Genomic DNA, 17,587 nt, shown 5'->3' with positions numbered 1-17,587 from the left:
GTCGCAGGGGCGCCACGCCCATTGATGTTTCAGCAGTACGGAAGAATCCATGTTCCGCAAGAAGGATCCGGGCAACAGTCCCAAGGTCGAGCAGTCGGTCGCCAAGGCGGTCAGCTACGAGATCACCGTGGCCGACATGGCACGCCGCAGCGAGCGACGTGCGTGGTGGGTAGCCACAGGCTCATTGCTGATGTCGCTCGCCCTCGCGGGCGGCTACTACTACATGCTGCCGCTGAAGGAGAAGGTGCCGTTCCTGGTGATGGCCGATGCCTACACCGGCACCGCGACCGTCGCGCGCCTGAGTGGCACCTTCCAGGGTGAGACGATCACCACCAACGAAGCGATCAATCGGAGCAACGTCGCCCAGTACGTGCTCGCGCGCGAATCGTACGACTCGGCGGTGATGGGCCTGCGGGACTGGGAGCTGGTGTTCGTGATGTCCACCGATCCGGTGGCGCAGTCCATGCGCGTCCGCTATGCCGGCAACAACCCGCAGAACCCGTTCGTGATGTATGGCCGCGAGCGCGCCATCCGGGTCAAGATCCTCAGCATCACGCCGCTGGGCGCCGAACCGAACGGCAGCTTCCGCGGCGCTTCGGTGCGCATCCAGCGCAGCCTGCTGGACAAGCGCACCGGTGTCGCCACCTACCTGGACAACCAGCTGGTGACGATGCGCTTCGGCTACAACCAGAACCTGGCGCTGTCCGAGCAGGATCGCATCCTCAACCCGTTGGCGTTCCAGGTCACCGAGTACCGCGTCGACAACGATTACTCGCGTGGCGTGCCGGTGCCGGATGACGGCGCCATGCAGGCGCAGGCGCAGCAGGCCGCACAGGCCGCGCAGCAGGCGCAGGGTGTCTACGATCCCAACAATCCTGCCGCGGCCACGATGATCGACCCGGCTACCGGCCAGCCGGTCGCGGTTCCGGCCAACGGCCAGGTGCCGGGCCAGCCCGTACAGGGTCAACCCATGCCGGGCCAGCCCCTACAGGGTCAACCCATGCCGGGTCAGCCGGTGCAGGGGCAAGCAATGCCGGGGCAGGCCGTGCCCGGACAGCCGGCCATGAGGCCGGCGCCGAACAATTCCACCGGAACTGCTGATGGAGCAAGCAACCGATGAGTAGTCGAAATATCAGGGGAAGCGCGCTGGCGCTGCTGTCGATGTTGTCGTTGCTGTTCTCAGCAGCGGCGATGGCGCAGGCGGTTGACCACTACGAGTACGAGAAGGACCGCATCTATCCGGTTCGCACCGGCCTGGGCCTGACCACCCAGATCGAGTTGAGCCCGAACGAGAAGATCCTCGACTACAGCACCGGCTTCAGCAGCGGCTGGGAACTGACCCGTCGCGAGAACGTGTTCTATCTCAAGCCGAAGAACGTCGACGTCGACACCAACATGATGGTGCGCACCGAGACCCATTCCTACATCTTCGAGTTGAAGGTGGTGGCCACCGACTGGCGCCAGCTGGAGCAGGCCCGCCGTGCAGGCGTGCAGTACAAGATCGCCTTCGTCTATCCGAACGACACCGTGTTCGGCGTCGCCCAGGAAGCGGTCGAGGAAGAGGCCAAGCCGTTGTTGAGCTCCGAACTGGCCAAGGACCGCCAGTACAACTTCAACTACTCCTATTCGACCAGCAAGGCGAAGAAGATGGGGTGGCTGATCCCGGTCAACGCCTATGACGATGGTCGTTTCACCTACCTGAAACTGCCGAATTCGCCGGAGTACAAGACCGGCATCTTCCCGGCGGTGTTCGGTCGCGAAACGGAATACGGTGAAGACTTCGTGGTCAACACCACGGTTGAAGGCAATACGCTGATCGTGCACGGGACGCACCCGTACCTGGTCATCCGCCACGGCGACTTCGTCGTCGGCCTGCGAAGGAACGTGAAGAAATGAGCCAGCAGAACACTCCCGGAAACGACCCGAACAACGGACGCGACGAGAGCCAGAGCCCGTACGGCGCACAAGGTGCCGCGGACGCGCCGTCGAACCCGTACTTCGGCACGACCCAGGCCGAGCCTGCGCCGGATCTGGATGCGGCCGCACCGCAGCTGCGCTCGGCCGAAGAGCAGCGGCTGAACCGAAAGGCGCTGCTGTTCCTGGGCGGCATCGTGGTGCTGCTGGTGGCCATGGGTTTCCTGCTGTTCCGCAAGGGGCAGGATGACAAGAATGCCGTGCAGAAGGTGCCGGACGTTGCGCGCGTGTCTACGCCGACTCTGCCGGACGCCGTGCAGACGAGTCCGGTGCCCTCCCAGGCCATGCAACCGGTTGATCCGATTCCGATGACGCCGCCGCTACCGCCGCCGCCGCTGGATTCCACCCCGCTGTTCGTTCCCCAGTCCGATTCAGCACGCGAGATGGACCGTGGCCCGACTTTGCTGGAACGCCGCATCGGCTCCGGAAGCGGGGTGGGTGGTGGTGATGGACAGGATGGCAACGGGGGCAATGGCGGCCGCGGCATGGATGAGTACACCCGTACCATGCTGGCCCAGCTGCCCAACAATCAGGCGGCGCCGGCAAAGGTCCGTCGCGGACCGGACGTGGAAGACGTGTCCAATGCCAGCTTCATCCGCAGCCCGGATGCGTTGCTGGTTCGCGGCACCTATCTGCGTTGCGTGCTGGAAACCCGCATCATCACCGATATCGCCGGCTACACCTCGTGCCTGGTGACCGAACCGGTCTACTCGATCAACGGCCGCAGCCTGCTGCTGCCAAAGGGCTCGAAGATCTACGGTGCTTACGGCGGCGGCCCCACCGGCAAGCGCGTGGAAGTCATCTGGGATCGCATTACCACCCCGAACGGCATCGACGTGGCCATGTCCAGCCCCGGTGTGGATCAGCTGGGTGGCGCCGGGCATCCGGGCCAGTACAGCGCGCATTGGGGCAGTCGCCTTGCCTCGGCGCTGATGATCAGCCTGATTTCCGATGCCTTCAAATACGCTGCCGCAGAGCACGGTCCGGAGTCGACCACCGTCGCCAGCAATGGCTTCGCTGTCCGCTCGCCCTATGAGAGCGCTACCGCGCGCACCATGGAGCGTCTGGCCAATGAGGCCCTCAGCGAAGGTCGTCGTCCGCCGACGGTCACCATCAATCAGGGCACGATCGTGAATGTCTACGTCGCAAAGGACGTTGACTTCACCGGCGTGCTGAACCCGCGCCGGTAACCCGGAACCCTCATGGACGCCGAAGTGTCACCCCTCGCCCTCGTCTCCAGCGATTTCCTGCGCTATCAGTACGAAGTGCTGGGCATCGCCGAGTACATGACGTCCCCGGAAGTGACGGAAATCTGCATCAACCGTCCCGGTGAGCTGTACCTGGAAACCCGGGCGGGGTGGCAGCGGGTGGACGTGCCGAGCCTGACCTTCGAGCGGGCCCGGCAGTTCTGCACGGCGGTGGTGAACGAGAGCAACACCGGCCAGCGCATCACCGATGCCGATCCGGTCGTGTCGCTCACGTTCCCCACCGGCCAGCGTGCGCAGTTCGTGATTCCGCCTGCATGTGATGCAGGCAAGGTGTCGATCACCATCCGTCTGCCGTCCAAGCACACCAAGTCGCTCAGCCAGTATCACGAAGACGGTTTCTTCAATCAGATCCTGGAAAGCGATGGCAGCATCAGCGAGCAGGATCGCGAACTGCTGGAGCTGCGCCATTCGCGCGAGTACGCCGAGTTCTTCCGGCGTGCGGTGATGTACCGCAAGAACATCGTGGTATCCGGTGCGACCGGTAGCGGCAAGACCACCTTCATGAAGGCGCTGGTCAACCATATCCCGGACAACGAGCGCCTGGTCACGATCGAGGACGCGCGCGAACTGTTCCTGACCCAGCCCAACGTCGTGCACCTGCTGTATTCCAAAGGTGGACAAAGCACCAGCAATGTCAGCGCCAAGAGCTGCATGGAAGCCTGCCTGCGCATGAAGCCCGAACGCATCATCCTGGCCGAGCTGCGCGGTGACGAGGCGTTCTACTTCATCCGCAACTGCGCGTCCGGCCATCCGGGTTCGATCACCAGCTGCCATGCGGGCAGCCCGGAGCAGACCTGGGACCAGCTGGCCCTGATGGTGAAGGCCTCGACCGAAGGTTCGGGCCTTGAATTCAACGTGATCAAGCGACTGTTGATGATGACCATCGACATCGTCGTGCATATCAAGGCGCATGCCGGCTCGCGCTACATCACCGGCATCGACTTCAATCCTGGGCGTGCCCAGGGGCAGGAGGGCTGAGGGATGCTGCCAGGACTGGAAATGATGGCGTGCCCGGAGATGGCCGTATCGATGGACGTGATGCAGCACGTCATCAACGTCGAATCGTCGCGCAATCCCTACGCCATCGGCGTGGTCGGTGGTGCACTGGTGCGCCAGCCCAAGGCCTTGGACGAAGCACTGGCGACGGTGCGCATGCTGGAAGAGAAGGGCTACAACTTCTCCATCGGGCTGGCCCAGGTCAATCGCTACAACCTGGGCAAGTACGGCCTGGATTCGTACGAGAAGGCCTTCCAGCAGTGCCCGAACCTGCAGGCGGGTTCGCGCATCCTCGCCGAATGCTACAAGCGCTCCGGCGGTGACTGGGGCAAGTCGTTCAGCTGCTACTACTCGGGTAATTTCGAGACCGGCTTCCGTCACGGCTACGTGCAGAAGGTCTATGACTCCATGCGCCGCGGGCAGATGCTTGCGAGCAATGGTGTTGCGCCGATCGACGTGGTGAGTCGCGGTGAACGCCGCAGCGTGAAGGTCGAGCATCATCCGCAGCTGGCATCTCCGGCGCAGGCGCGCATCGTTGCGCAGTCCAATGGCCCGGTGTACGTGCCGTCGGAAGACCCGGCACGCGCGTATGTCGTGTACCCGTCCACCGGTGCGATGGCGCGGGGCAGCCTGCTGAACATCGCCGACCAGGCGCTGTCCAAGGTGGTGCTGGGTTCGGTAGATCGGATGATGCAGCCGCAGGCGCAGCCGGCCCAGGCGGGAGCCTATCCGCAGCAGCAGGCCGGCGGCATGCCGCAGCAGTTGCCACAGCAGGGCCCCGCACAGGCGATGGCCATGCCGCAGCAATTGCCGGGCGCGGCTGGCGCCGGCAACGAAGGTCCGGTGATGTTGCGCCCCTGGAGCGAGCGTAACCAGCCTGTGGCCGGTACCGACAATTCGTACAACGCGCCGGTGCAGGCCGCACCGGCGCAGCAGATTCCCGCAGGGGATGCGGCCTTCGTGTTCTGACGAAGTCGTGGTGCGGCCAGTCCCCCGGCTGGCCGATTCAGTTGTGTTAGTCCATCAACAAGGAAATCAATCCATGAAGCGATCCAATCTCGACCTCGTCCAGGCACAGCGCACGCTGAAGACCCTGCTGATGGCCACGATCTTCGTTGGCGCACTGTTCGCCCCGCAGGTGTTCGCCACCAGTCCCGACTTCGGCGGCACCGACAAGAAGGTCTGCGGTTTCTTCTCCAACATCAACGGCCTGCTGAACATGGCCTCGATCGCCGTGGTGACCATTGCGGTGATCTTCGCCGGCTACCAGATCGCCTTCGCTCACAAGCGCATCGGTGACGTCGCGCCGATCCTGATCGGTGGCGTGCTGATCGGTGCCGCTGGCCAGATCGCGCGCATGCTGCTGGGCGAAGGCAGCGATGGCAAGTGCGGTGCTGGCACCAGCACCACCTACTACCTGATCAACAACGCGATCCAGTACTACAGTGCATAAGAACGTCGTGTTCCGCGGCTGCACGCGCCCAGCGATGTTCCTGGGCGTCCCCTACCTGCCATTTTTCATGGTGGCAGGTGGGTTGTTGCTGCTCAGCATGTACACAAACTTCTGGTTCCTGCTCACCATTCCGGTGGCGGTCTTCATCATGCGGCACATGGCCAAGCGTGACGAAATGATCTTCCGGCTGCTGGGCCTGCGCCTGATGTTCAAGCTGAAGGTGCGCAACGTGCCGGAACACGATGGCATGTGGGTGTTCAACCCCAACCATTACCGCGACAAGCCGGCCCGAATGGATTGAGGTCCGGATCCGGCCTGGCGGGCGCCCGCGCCCGCCGGGTCTCTTGAAATTCCTTGGCAGTACCTCTTTGGAAGCAGTCGTATGTTCAGCCCTGACACCTCCATCAGCGAGTTCATTCCGTTGTCGTCGCATGTTGCCCCGAACGTGGTCAAGACCACGGGCGGCGACTACCTGCTGACCTGGCATCTGGAAGGGCTGCCGTTCGTCGGCCGCGAGGAGTGGGAGCTGGAGCATCGCCACAACACGTTCAACCGCCTGCTGCAGACGCTGCGCGCGCCGGATTTCGTCAACGTCGCCTTCTGGGTGCACGACATCCGTCGCCGCCGCACGCTGAAGGGCAAGAGCAACTACAAGCAGCGCTTCAACCAGGACGTGTCCGACCAGTACATGGGCATGCTGTCCTCGCAGCGCATCATGCAGAACGAGCTGTACCTGACCATGATCTACCGCCCGGTGGTGGCGGGTAAGCGCTTTGTCGAAAAGTCGGCGAACGTGGACAAGCTGCGTGCAGAGCAGGAGCAGGCGGTCGAGAAGCTGATGGAGCTGGCGGGCAACGTCGAGGCCGTGATCCGCGACTACGCGCCGTATCGCCTGGGCATGTACGAAGCCAAGAACGGTGTGGTGTTCTCGGAAACGCTGGAGCTGTTCGGCTACCTGATCAATCGCATCGACGAGCCGGTGCCGGTGCTGTCGGCGCCGATCAAGGATTACCTGCCTGTCAGCCGCCACATGTTCTCGGCGAAGACCGGCGATTTCGCGATCAATACCCCCAATGGTGCCAATCACTACGGCGCCATCCTGAACATCAAGGAGTATGCCGAGGGGACTTACCCGGGCATCCTCAATGGCCTGAAGTACCTGGACTACGAATACGTCATCACCCATTCGTTCAGCCCAATGGGGCGCCAGGACGCGCTGAAGGTGCTCGACCGCACCAAGGGCATGATGATCTCCTCCGGCGACAAGGCGGTCAGCCAGATCGTCGAGCTCGACCAGGCCATGGATCAGCTGTCGTCGGGCAACTTCGTGCTGGGTGAATACCACTTCATCATGGCGGTCTACGGCGACACGCAGGCCAAGCTTTCGCAGAATGTCGCCTCGACCCGTGCCGAGCTGTCCAACGCCGGTTTCGTGTCGACCAAGGAAGACCTGGCGGTTACCTCGTCCTTCTATTCGCAGCTGCCGGGCAACTGGCGCTATCGCACACGCCTGGCAAATGTCAGCTCGCTGAACTTCCTGGGCCTGTCGCCGCTGCACAACTTCGCCACCGGCAAGCAGCACAACAACCCGTGGGGCGACTGCGTCACCACGCTGCAGACCACCAATGGCCAGCCGTACTACTTCAATTTCCACGCGACCCACCCGTCGGAAAACTCGCTGGGTGAGAAGGCGATCGCCAACACCATGGTGATCGGCAAGTCCGGTACCGGTAAGACCGCGCTGATCAACTTCCTGCTCAGCCAGGTGCAGAAGTACGAGCCGTCGCCGACCATCTTCTTCTTCGACAAGGATCGCGGCGCGGAGATCTTCGTGCGTGCTTGCGGAGGCAACTATCTGGCCCTGGAGAACGGCGCGCCGACCGGCTTCAACCCGTTCCAGTGCGAGAACAACGAAGCCAACGTGCAGTTCCTGGCCGACCTGATCAAGGTGCTGGCCGGCAAGCGTGAGTACAGCGCCCGCGAGGAAGAGGACATCTATCGCGCGGTGGAGAGCATGCTCGACACGCCGATGCACCTGCGGAGCATGACCAACTTCCAGAAGAGCCTGCCCAACATGGGCGACGATGGCCTCTACGCGCGTATGCGCCGCTGGACCTCGGGGAACTCACTGGGCTGGGTGTTCGACAATCCCGTGGATACCGTTGACCTGAGCAAGGCCAACATCATCGGCTTCGACTACACCGACATCATCGACAATCCTGAAGTGCGCGTGCCGGTCATCAACTACCTGCTGCACCGCCTGGAGTCGCTGATCGATGGTCGTCCGCTGATCTACGTGATGGACGAATTCTGGAAGATCCTGGACGGCGAGGGCGGTCTGAAGGAGTTCGCGAAGAACAAGCAGAAGACCATCCGTAAGCAGAATGGTCTGGGCATCTTCGCGACGCAGAGCCCGGAGGATGCGCTGAAGAGCGATATCTCCGCCGCACTGATCGAGCAGACCGCCACGCTGATCCTGCTGCCGAACCCGAATGCCAGCAAGAGCGACTACATGGATGGCCTGAAGCTGACCGAGGCCGAGTTCAAGGTGGTTACCGCCCTGGACGAGCGCTCGCGCTGCTTCCTGGTCAAGCAGGGTCACGCCTCCAGCGTCTGCCAGCTCAACCTGCGTGGTATGGATGACATTCTGTCGGTGATCTCGGCGTCCACTGACAACATCGACATCATGCATCGGGTATTGCAGACAGCTGCGGTACGCGCACGTGTGACGGTGGATGAGTTGACGCCGGAACAGTGGCTTGAAGATTTCTACAAGAATCGAAAGGGCTCGGGCAAGGCGGCTGTCGAAGCGCGCGACACTGTTACCTGATCCGCAAGACGGCCTGCCCGAAGACTACGAGTTCCGATCAATGGAGACTGATATGAACAATACCAAGCAAACTTCCTTGCCCCGCCGCCGCGCGCCCCGTCTTGCAGCGATGACCGTGGCAGCCATGATGGCGCTCGGCACCGGCAATGTCAGCGCCTGGATTCCCGTGCAGGAGACCGGTACCAGCCTCATCCAGCACCTGCTCAATCAGATCAATACCTACAAGACTGAGGCGACCGCCTACGCGGCCAAAGCGCAGGACGCGGCCGAGTACGTCGAGCAGAACACCCGCTGGATCCGCACGCTGGAGCAGTATCGCCAGGCGCTGATCCAGGTGCAGGCGGCGGTGAACAGCTTCGGCATGCCCGACAGCGCGCCGCTGGTGCCGGTGGCACCGAACTATCTGGTTGCCGAAACCTGCGGCAAGGCGCTGGACTTCAGCCTGGAGTCCGCCTTCAAGGTGTTCGTGTTCAATCCGCAGGCGGATGTGAAGGAGCAGCAGATGCAGATCTGCGTCAACATCCGGATGATGCAGAACCGCAAGTACAACGACGCGATCGATTTCCTGACCCAGACCGTTCCGCGCATCAACAACTCCTTGACCCGCATCCTCAAGATCCGCCTGACCAACAACGATCAGGGCACCGTGCAGGGTGCCGACAGCGAATCGCTCCGCACCGCCAATGACATTGCCGCACTTGCCCAGAGCTGGGAAGCACGGATGAAATCCTATGATGCCTATATCGAGGTCATGGAGGCCAACCAGAAGGTGGTGGCGCAGGCCGCATTGAAGGGGGACCCGACCAAGCAGCTGATCAGCGACATGGTCAAGACCACCGCGCTGAAGGCCGCGCTCAGCGTCAAGTGATTGCAGGCCGCTAATACGTAGACATGCGCTGCAAAGCAATGCGGCATTTCATGCAGTAACGGAATTACCAAGGGATTGTGGAAATGACGATCAGGTGGCTGGCCAACTTTGATTTCTCAGGCGGATTGCAGGATCTGCTGGGCTACGCGGTGCGTGTCCAGTCGATCGGCGATTTCGTCTTCTTCAAGCTGATCATGGATTACCTGCGCGACAGGATCAGTGACTACGGCATCGACCTGATGGGGCGCATGATGTCCTGGGTCGGTGGCATTGCCCTGGTGCTGATGACGCTGTGGGTACTGATCCAGGGCTTCCGGATCGTCACCGGCCGCAGTCGCGACTCCATGATGGTGCTGGTGACCAATATGGCGCGCGCGGCGTTGATTGTGAGCGTTGCCACCAGCATGGCGATGTTCGGCAGTAACCTGCAGAAATTCCTCAACGAGGACGTCAAAGGCCTGATCACCCACGTGGTGACCGGCAAGGACCAGCAGCCGGAAGACCAGATCGACAAGAGCCTGGCGTGGATGCAGGTGGCGCTGTCGAGCATTGATGGCATCAAGATCCTGAATGATCCAGGGTTGCAGGCGGACAAGACGCGGGCGCTGTGGTTCATCGGCATGGGCACGGGCGGTCCGGCCGTCACCGCTGGTGCGATGTTGCTGCTCTACGAGGTCGCGCTGGCGCTGTTCATCGGCCTGGGTCCCTTGTTCATTCTGTGTCTGCTGTTCGACCAGACCAAGCAGCTGTTCCAGCGATGGCTGTTCTACGGCATCGGCACGATGTTCTCGATGGCGGTACTGGCAGCGATGGTATCGATCGCGCTGGACATGGTGATCCGTGTCTCGACCGCGTTCTGGTCCACCGCCTTGGTCAACAAGTTCCTGCTCGAAGGCGCCTCCAGCGACGGCATGACCAGCCAGGCGATGCAGCAGGGCGGCATGGGATTGATCCTGACGACCTTGATTCTGACTGCGCCCCCAATGGCGGCCATGTTCTTCCAGGGCACGCTGGGTAGCTTCATGGCATATTCGCAGATAGGCGGATCCCCGGCAGCTCAGCCAGGTCCGCAGGGTCAGCCGCCGGGTTCCTATACGCCGCCGGCGCCGAGTGCTAATGCGGCTCAGACTACGACAACACAGGCTGATGTATCCTCGCGGGTGTCGGGGCAGGGGACATCTTCAGGCCAATCCGAAATTGATCTAGGTCGTTATGGTCTGGCAAACAAAGTTAAGTAAGGTGTATTCCTATGATCCAACGTCCTTATAGTGTTGCAATGCTGCGGAAAGTCATTATGGTGCTTGCAATTGGTTGCATTGCACTATTGAGTGTTCCGCTTGTTGCGAGCGCAGAAGGTCGTTGCCCTCCTGGTTCGTATCCCATTGGCGGACAAGGCGTCGGGGGATGTGCGCCAATCGCCAGCGGCGGCGGCGCGCCCCAGGAGGCACGACCAACAGGACGTTGGATCAAAACCTGGGGTGCAATCGCAACGTCCTCAACTGGCGAAGTTGGCGTGGCAATTGAGAAGCTCTCAAAGTCTGATGCAGCCAAGGAAGCAGTTTCTCAATGCGTCAAGTTGGGTGGCCGTGATTGCAAAATGGCGCAGGCTTATAAAAATCAATGTATTGCGTTGATCTCGCCAACTACATCTGAGCGCGGAGGTTCTGTGATCTCAAGTGCGGAAACCGAGCAGGTCGCTACTCAGTTGGCGATGAAGACCTGCACCACGCGGGGTAGTGCGGGGTGCAGCAAACTGTACAGTGCTTGTACTAAGCCACTTTTTGAGAGCTTTTAATCGTAGTTGGGGCGAAGAGCGCGTCACATGCGGTCAGTCATGGATTGACTTTCGACCAGTTGGTAAATTCATTGACCCTACTCAGGAAATTTTTGCAGTCTTCACCAACTTTTGTGGAGGAATGAGAAGCGCGACAGGTACCGTGGTGCGCCGGAGTCGTGGTTTTGGGTGATGGGGATTCCCAATGACTGCGGTCCTTTCCTTGGCCCGGGCACTGTGTTAAATCGGCATGGGCACGGGCGCCCGGCCGTCACCGCCGGCTCGATGTTGCTGCTGTACGAAGTGGCATTGGCGCTGTTCATCGGCCTGGGTCCCTTGTTCATTCTGTGTCTGCTGTTCGACCAGACCAAGCAGCTGTTCCAGCGATGGCTGTTCTACGGCATCGGCACGATGTTCTCGATGGCGGTACTGGCAGCGATGGTATCGATCGCGCTGGACATGGTGATCCGTGTCTCGACCGCGTTCTGGTCCACCGCCCTGGTCAACAAGTTCCTGCTCGAAGGCGCCTCCAGCGACGGCATGACCAGCCAGCCGATGCAGCAGGGCGGCATGGGCCTGATTCTCACGACCCTGATCCTGACCGCTCCCCCAATGGCGGCGATGTTCTTCCAGGGCACGCTGGGTAGCTTCATGGCATATTCGCAGATAGGTGGCAGCCCGGTCGCGCAGGCGCCGGGGCCGAGTGGGCAGCCGCCGGGTAGCTACTACACACCTCCGGCTCCAGAGAAGGGTGGGACGCATAGTGCCACTACCGAGCAGGTTGTTGGTTCGCGAGTGACTGGTGGTAGTTCATCGCCGGGTTCGGCGGTGGTGGACTCCGGGCGTCTTGGTCTTGCAAAGAACAACGGCTGATGGGAAGTTTGAGGGTCTAACGATATGGTCTCGATATTTGGCCGCCGATCTGCGCTTATCTTCGGCGCTGCAATTTGCATGCTATTTTTTGGCTTCGCGCCCGTTGTTGGCGCTGAAGGACGTTGCCCGCCAGGTCAGTATCCAATCGGAGGTCAGGGTGTCGGTGGGTGTGCGCCGATCCCAGGAGGGGATGCGGGCACGGGTCAGACGGGTCCTATCCAAACGGGACGCTGGAATAAGACATGGGGCGCGATCGCCATGGCATCCAATGGCGATGTCGGCGTGTCAGTCGGAAAAGTGAGAAAGGCTGACGCCTCAAATGAGGCCTTGGCCAATTGCAGTCAGCACGGGGCGTCGGACTGCAAGGTTACTCAGACTTACAAGAATCAGTGCGTCGCCTTGGTCTCTCCTCGAACTAGCGCATTCGGAGGCTCCACGTTTGGACGCGCTGAATCTGTCTCTGCCGCGACTTCGTTGGCGATGGGGCTCTGCACGAAGCGCGGCAGTGAGGGTTGTGTGGTGATCTACTCGGCGTGCAGCGAACCGGAATTCGAGTCGTTCTGAGTGGTCGTCAACGAGGCGGCGCAGGTTGGAACGGCTGGAAGAGTTTAGGTTTACCTGCTCTCATGCTTTTCTTGCCAACTCAATGTCCTGCGATCATTGCAGCCGTCTTTGCTTGGCATGCGGTGTAAGAGGGCTGCCGAAAATTCACACTTTGCCTCTTCTTACTGTACTGGGGCGATCGAATCAGATGATAGTGTTGCGTCCGGCAGCTAACCATATGGGCGTGGGAAATGACTTGCCCTTGTGTAAGAAGCGATGACTCGTGCTTCGGCTTCGTTCTATAAGCAATGAGCCGGTAAGCAAGTTTCCGCTTATGGTGGCCATGCTTTTCCAAGGCACCTTGGGTAGCTTCATGGCATATTCGCAGATAGGTGGCAGTGCTGGGGCTGTGTCGCCTGGTCCGAATGGCCAGCCGGCAGGGAGCTATTACGCTCCGCCGAAGCCTTCTAGCAGTACTGAGGCTCCGACGGCGGGTCAGGACGCGGCTTCCGGGACAGCTCGCATGACCTTGCCACAGAACTCAGCGCCGACGATTCGCGACACGGGCCTTCGCGGGGTGAATCGTTAACTTGATGCGTCGCCGCAAGTTGGCAAAAATTCTTGATCTGCTGTCGAGTCGCTTCTTATGAGAATGAATAATTTTCTATTGCTGATTCTCCTGATTCTTGCCCCACTAGTTGCTTATGGGGAGGGGCGCTGCCCGCCAGGTCAGTATCCGATTGGCGGGCAGGGTGCGGGTGGCTGTGCCCCGATTCCAGCCTCTCAGGGTGAGGGGAGTTCCGGGCCGCGTGCGATAGGTAAGTGGATCAGAACCTGGGGAGCCATATCCCGTTCTGTTGCGACCGGTGATGTGGGAGCTTCGGTTGGAAAGAGATCAAAGGCCGAGGCTGTCGCTGAGGCTCAGTCCCGGTGTGCGACATATGGTGCGAAGGATTGCACTGTAGGGATAACGTATAAGAACCAGTGCGTCGCTTACGCGGATCCGGCTCCGGGCTCTAAAGGCTTGATTTCAATGGCCGGCGGCCCAACGAGAGAGGCTGCTTCCACTGAGGTTCTGAAGTACTGTGCTGCTCACGGCGGTGGGCAGTGCACGATCAAGTACACCGATTGCAGTGAGCCGATCTTCCAAGAATTCTGATTGCTCGATGGAGCTGCGTTGATACATCCGACGTCCAGCGTCTATCGCATTCTGGCAGATTAGTGGTATCTGTCTCTAGGTGAGACTGCTGCTTGGCGCTTGAGTCATGTAGGTAGCCACTCAGCGGGTGACGCTCACGGCGCAGTAGTGTGGCATGGGCTTGATCCTGGCGAACACGATTCTGACTGTTGCCAATGGCGGCCATGTTCTTCCAGGGCACGCTGGGTAGCTTCATGGCATATTCGCAGATAGGTGGCAGTGCGGCCTCAACTCCTAGTGCTGATGGTCGGCCTCCGGGCACCTACACACCTCCTTCGCCATCGAAGAGCGAAGGGCATTCGAGTCATCAGGATGGTGGTGTCACTATAAGGAACTCTGCTCCAAGCACTTACACACCGTCCAATCAGAAGCAGGGGCAGTATGGCTTGGCGGATTGATGGATCTGACTTAGGTTGAAGGATGTGTGTATGAATATTGACTGGGCAGCTCAAGTTCTGAGGTGCGCTCTTGCAACAATCCTAATTTTTGCGGGCAGCGGCGCTGCCTTCGCCGAAGGACGGTGTCCTCCAGGCCAGTATCCGATTGGCGGGCAGGGTGCCGGCGGATGTGCGCCGATTCCTGCTGGTGGATCAGGAGCGGAAAGCCCGCGTCCAACGGGGCGGTGGATTAAGACATGGGGAGCATTTGCCGCCTCGCCTTCCGGAATCGCAGGAGCGGCAAGTGGGTGGAGGAAGAAGGCGGATGCGGGAAACGCGGCAGTGAGATCCTGCTCTGATGCAGGCGGTCGGGATTGTCGAGTGAAGTTCGCCTATAAGAATCAATGCGCGACGGCGGCTGTCTCGAATGCGGGAACCGGGGGAACTTTCTACTCTGCTGCAGCCACAAAGGAGGAGGCGGCAGGCCTATCCTTGGCGCAATGTCGTGCTGCTTCCAAAGAGACATGTGAAGTTGTCATGTCCAATTGCACCGATCCGGAGTTTGAGAAATTCTGAGTCATTGTCCGCATTTTTCTGATGATGCGGCGATAGAATGGCCCGCCGTTGAGTGGGCAATTTCTTTTCTGCGCCCATCAAGCTAAGAAAAAACTCTTCTCTTGATGTTGGGAGATTCTCGGTATGATCAGGCGTTCAGTGGCGGCAAGTTTGGTCGCAGCAATTGTGATGGCCGGTGCTGCGCTCACATCTGAATCGGTCCGGGCAGAGGGGCGGTGTCCACCTGGTCAGTATCCCATCGGTGGCCAGGGAGTTGGTGGGTGTGCTCCTATACCTGGCGGCGCAGCTGCTGCGGATGCTGGACCCAAAGCAACCGGCCGTTGGATAAAGACTTGGGGTGCCATTGCGCTATCCCCAAGCGGCGCATCCGGTGCATCGACAGGAAAGAAGAGTAAGTCTTTGGCTGCGATGGAGGCCGAAGCAGTCTGTGCGCAAGGGGGAGCTAGCGGCTGCAAAGTTGCTTTTACCTATAAGAATCAGTGCGCGGTTGCAGTGGTGCCGAAGTCGGGGGCAGGGGGAACTCTTTTCAGTAGCTCGCCGACAGTTGAAGAATCAAAAACCCGTGCATTGAGGCAATGTGAGAGTGGCGGGGGCAGCGATTGCCAGGTGATCTTCGAGAATTGCGCTGAACCTGAATTCCAGGAGTTCTAGTGGATGAGCGCTGGGGAGTGCTCGCTGGGGCTCTTCAGGCGTATGACGTTCTTTGAGTGTCCGTTGCATGAAGGCCGAGTTGTCAGTCCCGCTGTCGCAGTTTGTTCTCGGTTCAAACTTGTCAATCTTGATCTTGGGATGGAGTCGACGTCCCCCCAAGATTGAGTAGCGAAGCGGTTTGGAGTCCAATCCTCAATAACAAGGAGATTGGACGTGAAGAAGCGCTTTTCCGAAGAGCAAATCATCGGCTTCCTACGCGAGGCTGAGGCCGGCATGCCCATCAAGGACCTCTGCCGCCAGCATGGCTTCAGCGAGGCCTCGTATTACCTGTGGCGCAGCAGGTTCGGTGGCATGAGCGTGCCTGACGCAAAGCGGATCAAGGACCTGGAGGCGGAGAACACACGCCTGAAGAAACTGCTGGCAGAACAGGTCTTCGAGAACGACGTCATCAAGGATGCGTTGCGAAAAAATTGGTGACCGCGCCGGCGCGCAGGCTGCTGGTGCGGAGCATGGTCGAGAAGGGGCTGAGCGAGCGGCGAGCGCTCACGGTCGTACGGATGAGCGCGAGCGCACTGCGCTATGAGCCTCGGCCCGACCTCAACGTTGAGCTGCGCGAGCAGATCGCTGCGCTGGCGCACCGGCACAGACGCTACGGGGTGGGCATGATCCATCTGAAGCTGCGGCAGAAAGGACTTGTAGTGAACTACAAGCGAGTGGAGCGCTTGTATCAGGAAGCGGGCCTGCAGGTGCGTCGCAGAAAGCGTAAGAAGGTGCCGGCAGGCGAGCGCCAGTCCCTTCTGCGGCCGTCCGCCGCCAATGAGGTGTGGTCGATGGACTTCGTGTTCGACCGTACCGCCGAAGGCCGGGTGATCAAGTGCCTGACCATCGTCGACGACGCCACCCACGAGGCTGTGGCCATCGAAGTGGAGCGGGCAATATCCGGGCAAGGCGTGTCCAGGGTACTGGACAGAATGGCCATGCAGCGCGGCCTGCCACGAGTGATCAGGACAGACAACGGCAAGGAGTTTTGCGGTAAGGCGATGGTGGCCTGGGCTCACGAAAAGGGAGTTGCCTTGCGTCTGATCGAACCGGGCAAACCGAACCAAAATGCTTACGTCGAGTCCTTCAACGGACGGCTGCGCGACGAATGCCTCAACGAGCACTGGTTCCCGACATTGCTTCATGCCCGCACCAGCATCGAAAGCTGGCGGCGCGACTACAACGAAGAATGACCCAAGCGAGCGCTTGGCGGGCTAACCCCCGCCCAGTACGCCGCGCAGTTGGCGGCGAAGAACGATAACATCAGCACCGGACTCTAAACCCACCCACGACTCAAACCGGGGGGACGTCGGAAGGACGGCAAGCGCCCAGCATTCACCTATCGGCCAACCGACGCTGAAATGGACAGCACTGTGCGTAGCCTTGAAGCGACTGTGGCGCGCGGCCAGAATGAAACCAGCAGGGCTTTGGATGAGTCGCGTCGAGCTGCCAACCGCGTGGGTCGCAACAATCTCATGGACATGTGGATCGGCAAGACAGAGCAGGAATTCGTGCGGACGTGGGGCCCGCCGGATCGTGTGGAGAATGGGGCCGATGGTTCGCGCACGTTGTACCTGCATCGTGGCGAGCATGTGCAGGGGTTGAATGCTTACGGGCATGTCGTCAGTGACGTGAACAATCGATGTGATATCACGGTGCTGACCATGGACGGCTACGTTCGTGACTACGCCATGCAGGGAGCCACCTGCGCGCAGCACTTGCGCTGATCGCGATTGCTGGCCACGACGCGGGGCGACAAAGCGTGTGCAGGCTTCCCGTGCAACATCGCCGCGGCCGGACCAGCCCGTGTGTGGGGTCGCGGCGCATCCCCCACGGCGCCATCCAGTGCGGACCTGTTTGTCGGATAAGCCACCATTCACGTTAACCGCGCTTTTTCTGTGATCAAGTGCGCTTTTCATCCCAAGCCCCCTTCGACGAGCCCCGCCTCCTCGAAGTAAGCTGCGTGCGCGTCAAAATCCCGACGCATTGGTGCCATCGAACGCAGGAGCTTTTCCGTCCATGAGGACTCTGATCACCCGCGTTGCGGATGACGCTTGCCACCGTCGCGGTCGCCGTGGGCTCAGGGCTATCATCCGGCATGGCGGACGCTGGGCGCGGGTGGTGCATGGCGCCGGTTCCGGCCTCCGCTCGGGAACTGGCACGACGG

Annotated in this window: 15 protein-coding genes and 4 pseudogenes; all 19 read left to right on the top strand. The window is 60.7% G+C overall.

The genetic code is table 11. The annotated features are described in order from the left end of the window. The first annotated feature begins 49 nt into the window (after positions 1-49). Positions 50-1,120, top strand: coding sequence for a type IV secretion system protein (locus tag CCR98_RS13035; RefSeq protein ID WP_087922958.1), 1,071 nt, complete (start codon positions 50-52; stop codon positions 1,118-1,120). Then, a complete protein-coding gene (locus tag CCR98_RS13030; protein ID WP_014037652.1) occupies positions 1,117-1,896 on the top strand; it encodes a TrbG/VirB9 family P-type conjugative transfer protein in 780 nt (259 codons plus the stop codon). Before CCR98_RS13035 ends, CCR98_RS13030 begins: the two co-directional genes overlap by 4 nt. Then, positions 1,893-3,164 (top strand): TrbI/VirB10 family protein, encoded by a 1,272-nt coding sequence (locus CCR98_RS13025; protein WP_087922957.1) that lies wholly within the window; start codon positions 1,893-1,895, stop codon positions 3,162-3,164. Before CCR98_RS13030 ends, CCR98_RS13025 begins: the two co-directional genes overlap by 4 nt. Before the next feature lie 12 nt (positions 3,165-3,176). Further along, entirely contained in the window at positions 3,177-4,220 is a 1,044-nt protein-coding gene (gene virB11, locus CCR98_RS13020) for a P-type DNA transfer ATPase VirB11 (RefSeq protein ID WP_014037650.1), read from the top strand. Positions 4,221-4,235: 15 nt separating this feature from the next. Next, positions 4,236-4,700: pseudogene (locus tag CCR98_RS21425) on the top strand (lytic transglycosylase domain-containing protein); the annotation flags it as partial. A gap of 580 nt (positions 4,701-5,280) precedes the next feature. After that, positions 5,281-5,691: a TrbC/VirB2 family protein gene (locus tag CCR98_RS13010; protein WP_087922955.1), complete on the top strand. Its 411-nt coding sequence runs from the start codon at positions 5,281-5,283 to the stop codon at positions 5,689-5,691. Further along, positions 5,684-5,992, top strand: a complete 309-nt coding sequence (locus CCR98_RS13005) for a VirB3 family type IV secretion system protein (RefSeq protein ID WP_075677577.1) — start codon at positions 5,684-5,686, stop codon at positions 5,990-5,992. Before CCR98_RS13010 ends, CCR98_RS13005 begins: the two co-directional genes overlap by 8 nt. Positions 5,993-6,073: 81 nt before the next feature. Next, positions 6,074-8,521 carry a VirB4 family type IV secretion/conjugal transfer ATPase gene (locus CCR98_RS13000; RefSeq protein ID WP_087922954.1) on the top strand — a complete coding sequence of 816 codons (2,448 nt, stop codon included), beginning with the start codon at positions 6,074-6,076 and terminating at the stop codon, positions 8,519-8,521. Beyond that, a complete protein-coding gene (locus CCR98_RS12995; protein WP_157721537.1) occupies positions 8,451-9,389 on the top strand; it encodes a hypothetical protein in 939 nt (312 codons plus the stop codon). Before CCR98_RS13000 ends, CCR98_RS12995 begins: the two co-directional genes overlap by 71 nt. A gap of 83 nt (positions 9,390-9,472) precedes the next feature. Continuing rightward, positions 9,473-10,627 (top strand): type IV secretion system protein, encoded by a 1,155-nt coding sequence (locus CCR98_RS12990; RefSeq protein WP_087922952.1) that lies wholly within the window; start codon positions 9,473-9,475, stop codon positions 10,625-10,627. Between the two features lie 11 nt (positions 10,628-10,638). After that, entirely contained in the window at positions 10,639-11,184 is a 546-nt protein-coding gene (locus CCR98_RS12985) for a DUF4189 domain-containing protein (RefSeq protein WP_232463028.1), read from the top strand. A 243-nt stretch (positions 11,185-11,427) separates the two neighbouring features. Beyond that, positions 11,428-11,889, top strand: a pseudogene (locus CCR98_RS12980) (type IV secretion system protein); the annotation flags it as partial. 171 nt (positions 11,890-12,060) lie between these two features. Then, positions 12,061-12,600, top strand: coding sequence for a DUF4189 domain-containing protein (locus tag CCR98_RS21405; RefSeq protein ID WP_321029109.1), 540 nt, complete (start codon positions 12,061-12,063; stop codon positions 12,598-12,600). 307 nt (positions 12,601-12,907) lie between these two features. Further along, positions 12,908-13,168: pseudogene (locus CCR98_RS21340) on the top strand (type VI secretion protein); the annotation flags it as partial. A gap of 57 nt (positions 13,169-13,225) precedes the next feature. Continuing rightward, positions 13,226-13,738 carry a DUF4189 domain-containing protein gene (locus CCR98_RS12970; RefSeq protein ID WP_087922951.1) on the top strand — a complete coding sequence of 171 codons (513 nt, stop codon included), beginning with the start codon at positions 13,226-13,228 and terminating at the stop codon, positions 13,736-13,738. A 467-nt stretch (positions 13,739-14,205) separates the two neighbouring features. Beyond that, positions 14,206-14,730 (top strand): DUF4189 domain-containing protein, encoded by a 525-nt coding sequence (locus CCR98_RS12965; protein WP_232463026.1) that lies wholly within the window; start codon positions 14,206-14,208, stop codon positions 14,728-14,730. A 123-nt stretch (positions 14,731-14,853) separates the two neighbouring features. Further along, positions 14,854-15,381, top strand: a complete 528-nt coding sequence (locus CCR98_RS12960; RefSeq protein ID WP_332454970.1) for a DUF4189 domain-containing protein — start codon at positions 14,854-14,856, stop codon at positions 15,379-15,381. 195 nt (positions 15,382-15,576) lie between these two features. Beyond that, positions 15,577-16,610: pseudogene (locus CCR98_RS12955) on the top strand (IS3 family transposase); the annotation flags it as partial. 171 nt (positions 16,611-16,781) lie between these two features. Beyond that, entirely contained in the window at positions 16,782-17,147 is a 366-nt protein-coding gene (locus CCR98_RS12950) for a hypothetical protein (RefSeq protein WP_157721536.1), read from the top strand. Positions 17,148-17,587: the final 440 nt, after the last annotated feature.

This window comes from Stenotrophomonas sp. WZN-1, assembly GCF_002192255.1.
Lineage (GTDB): Bacteria > Pseudomonadota > Gammaproteobacteria > Xanthomonadales > Xanthomonadaceae > Stenotrophomonas.
Note: the sequence above shows the minus strand (reverse complement) of the source record. Positions and strands in the feature narration are given on the sequence as shown.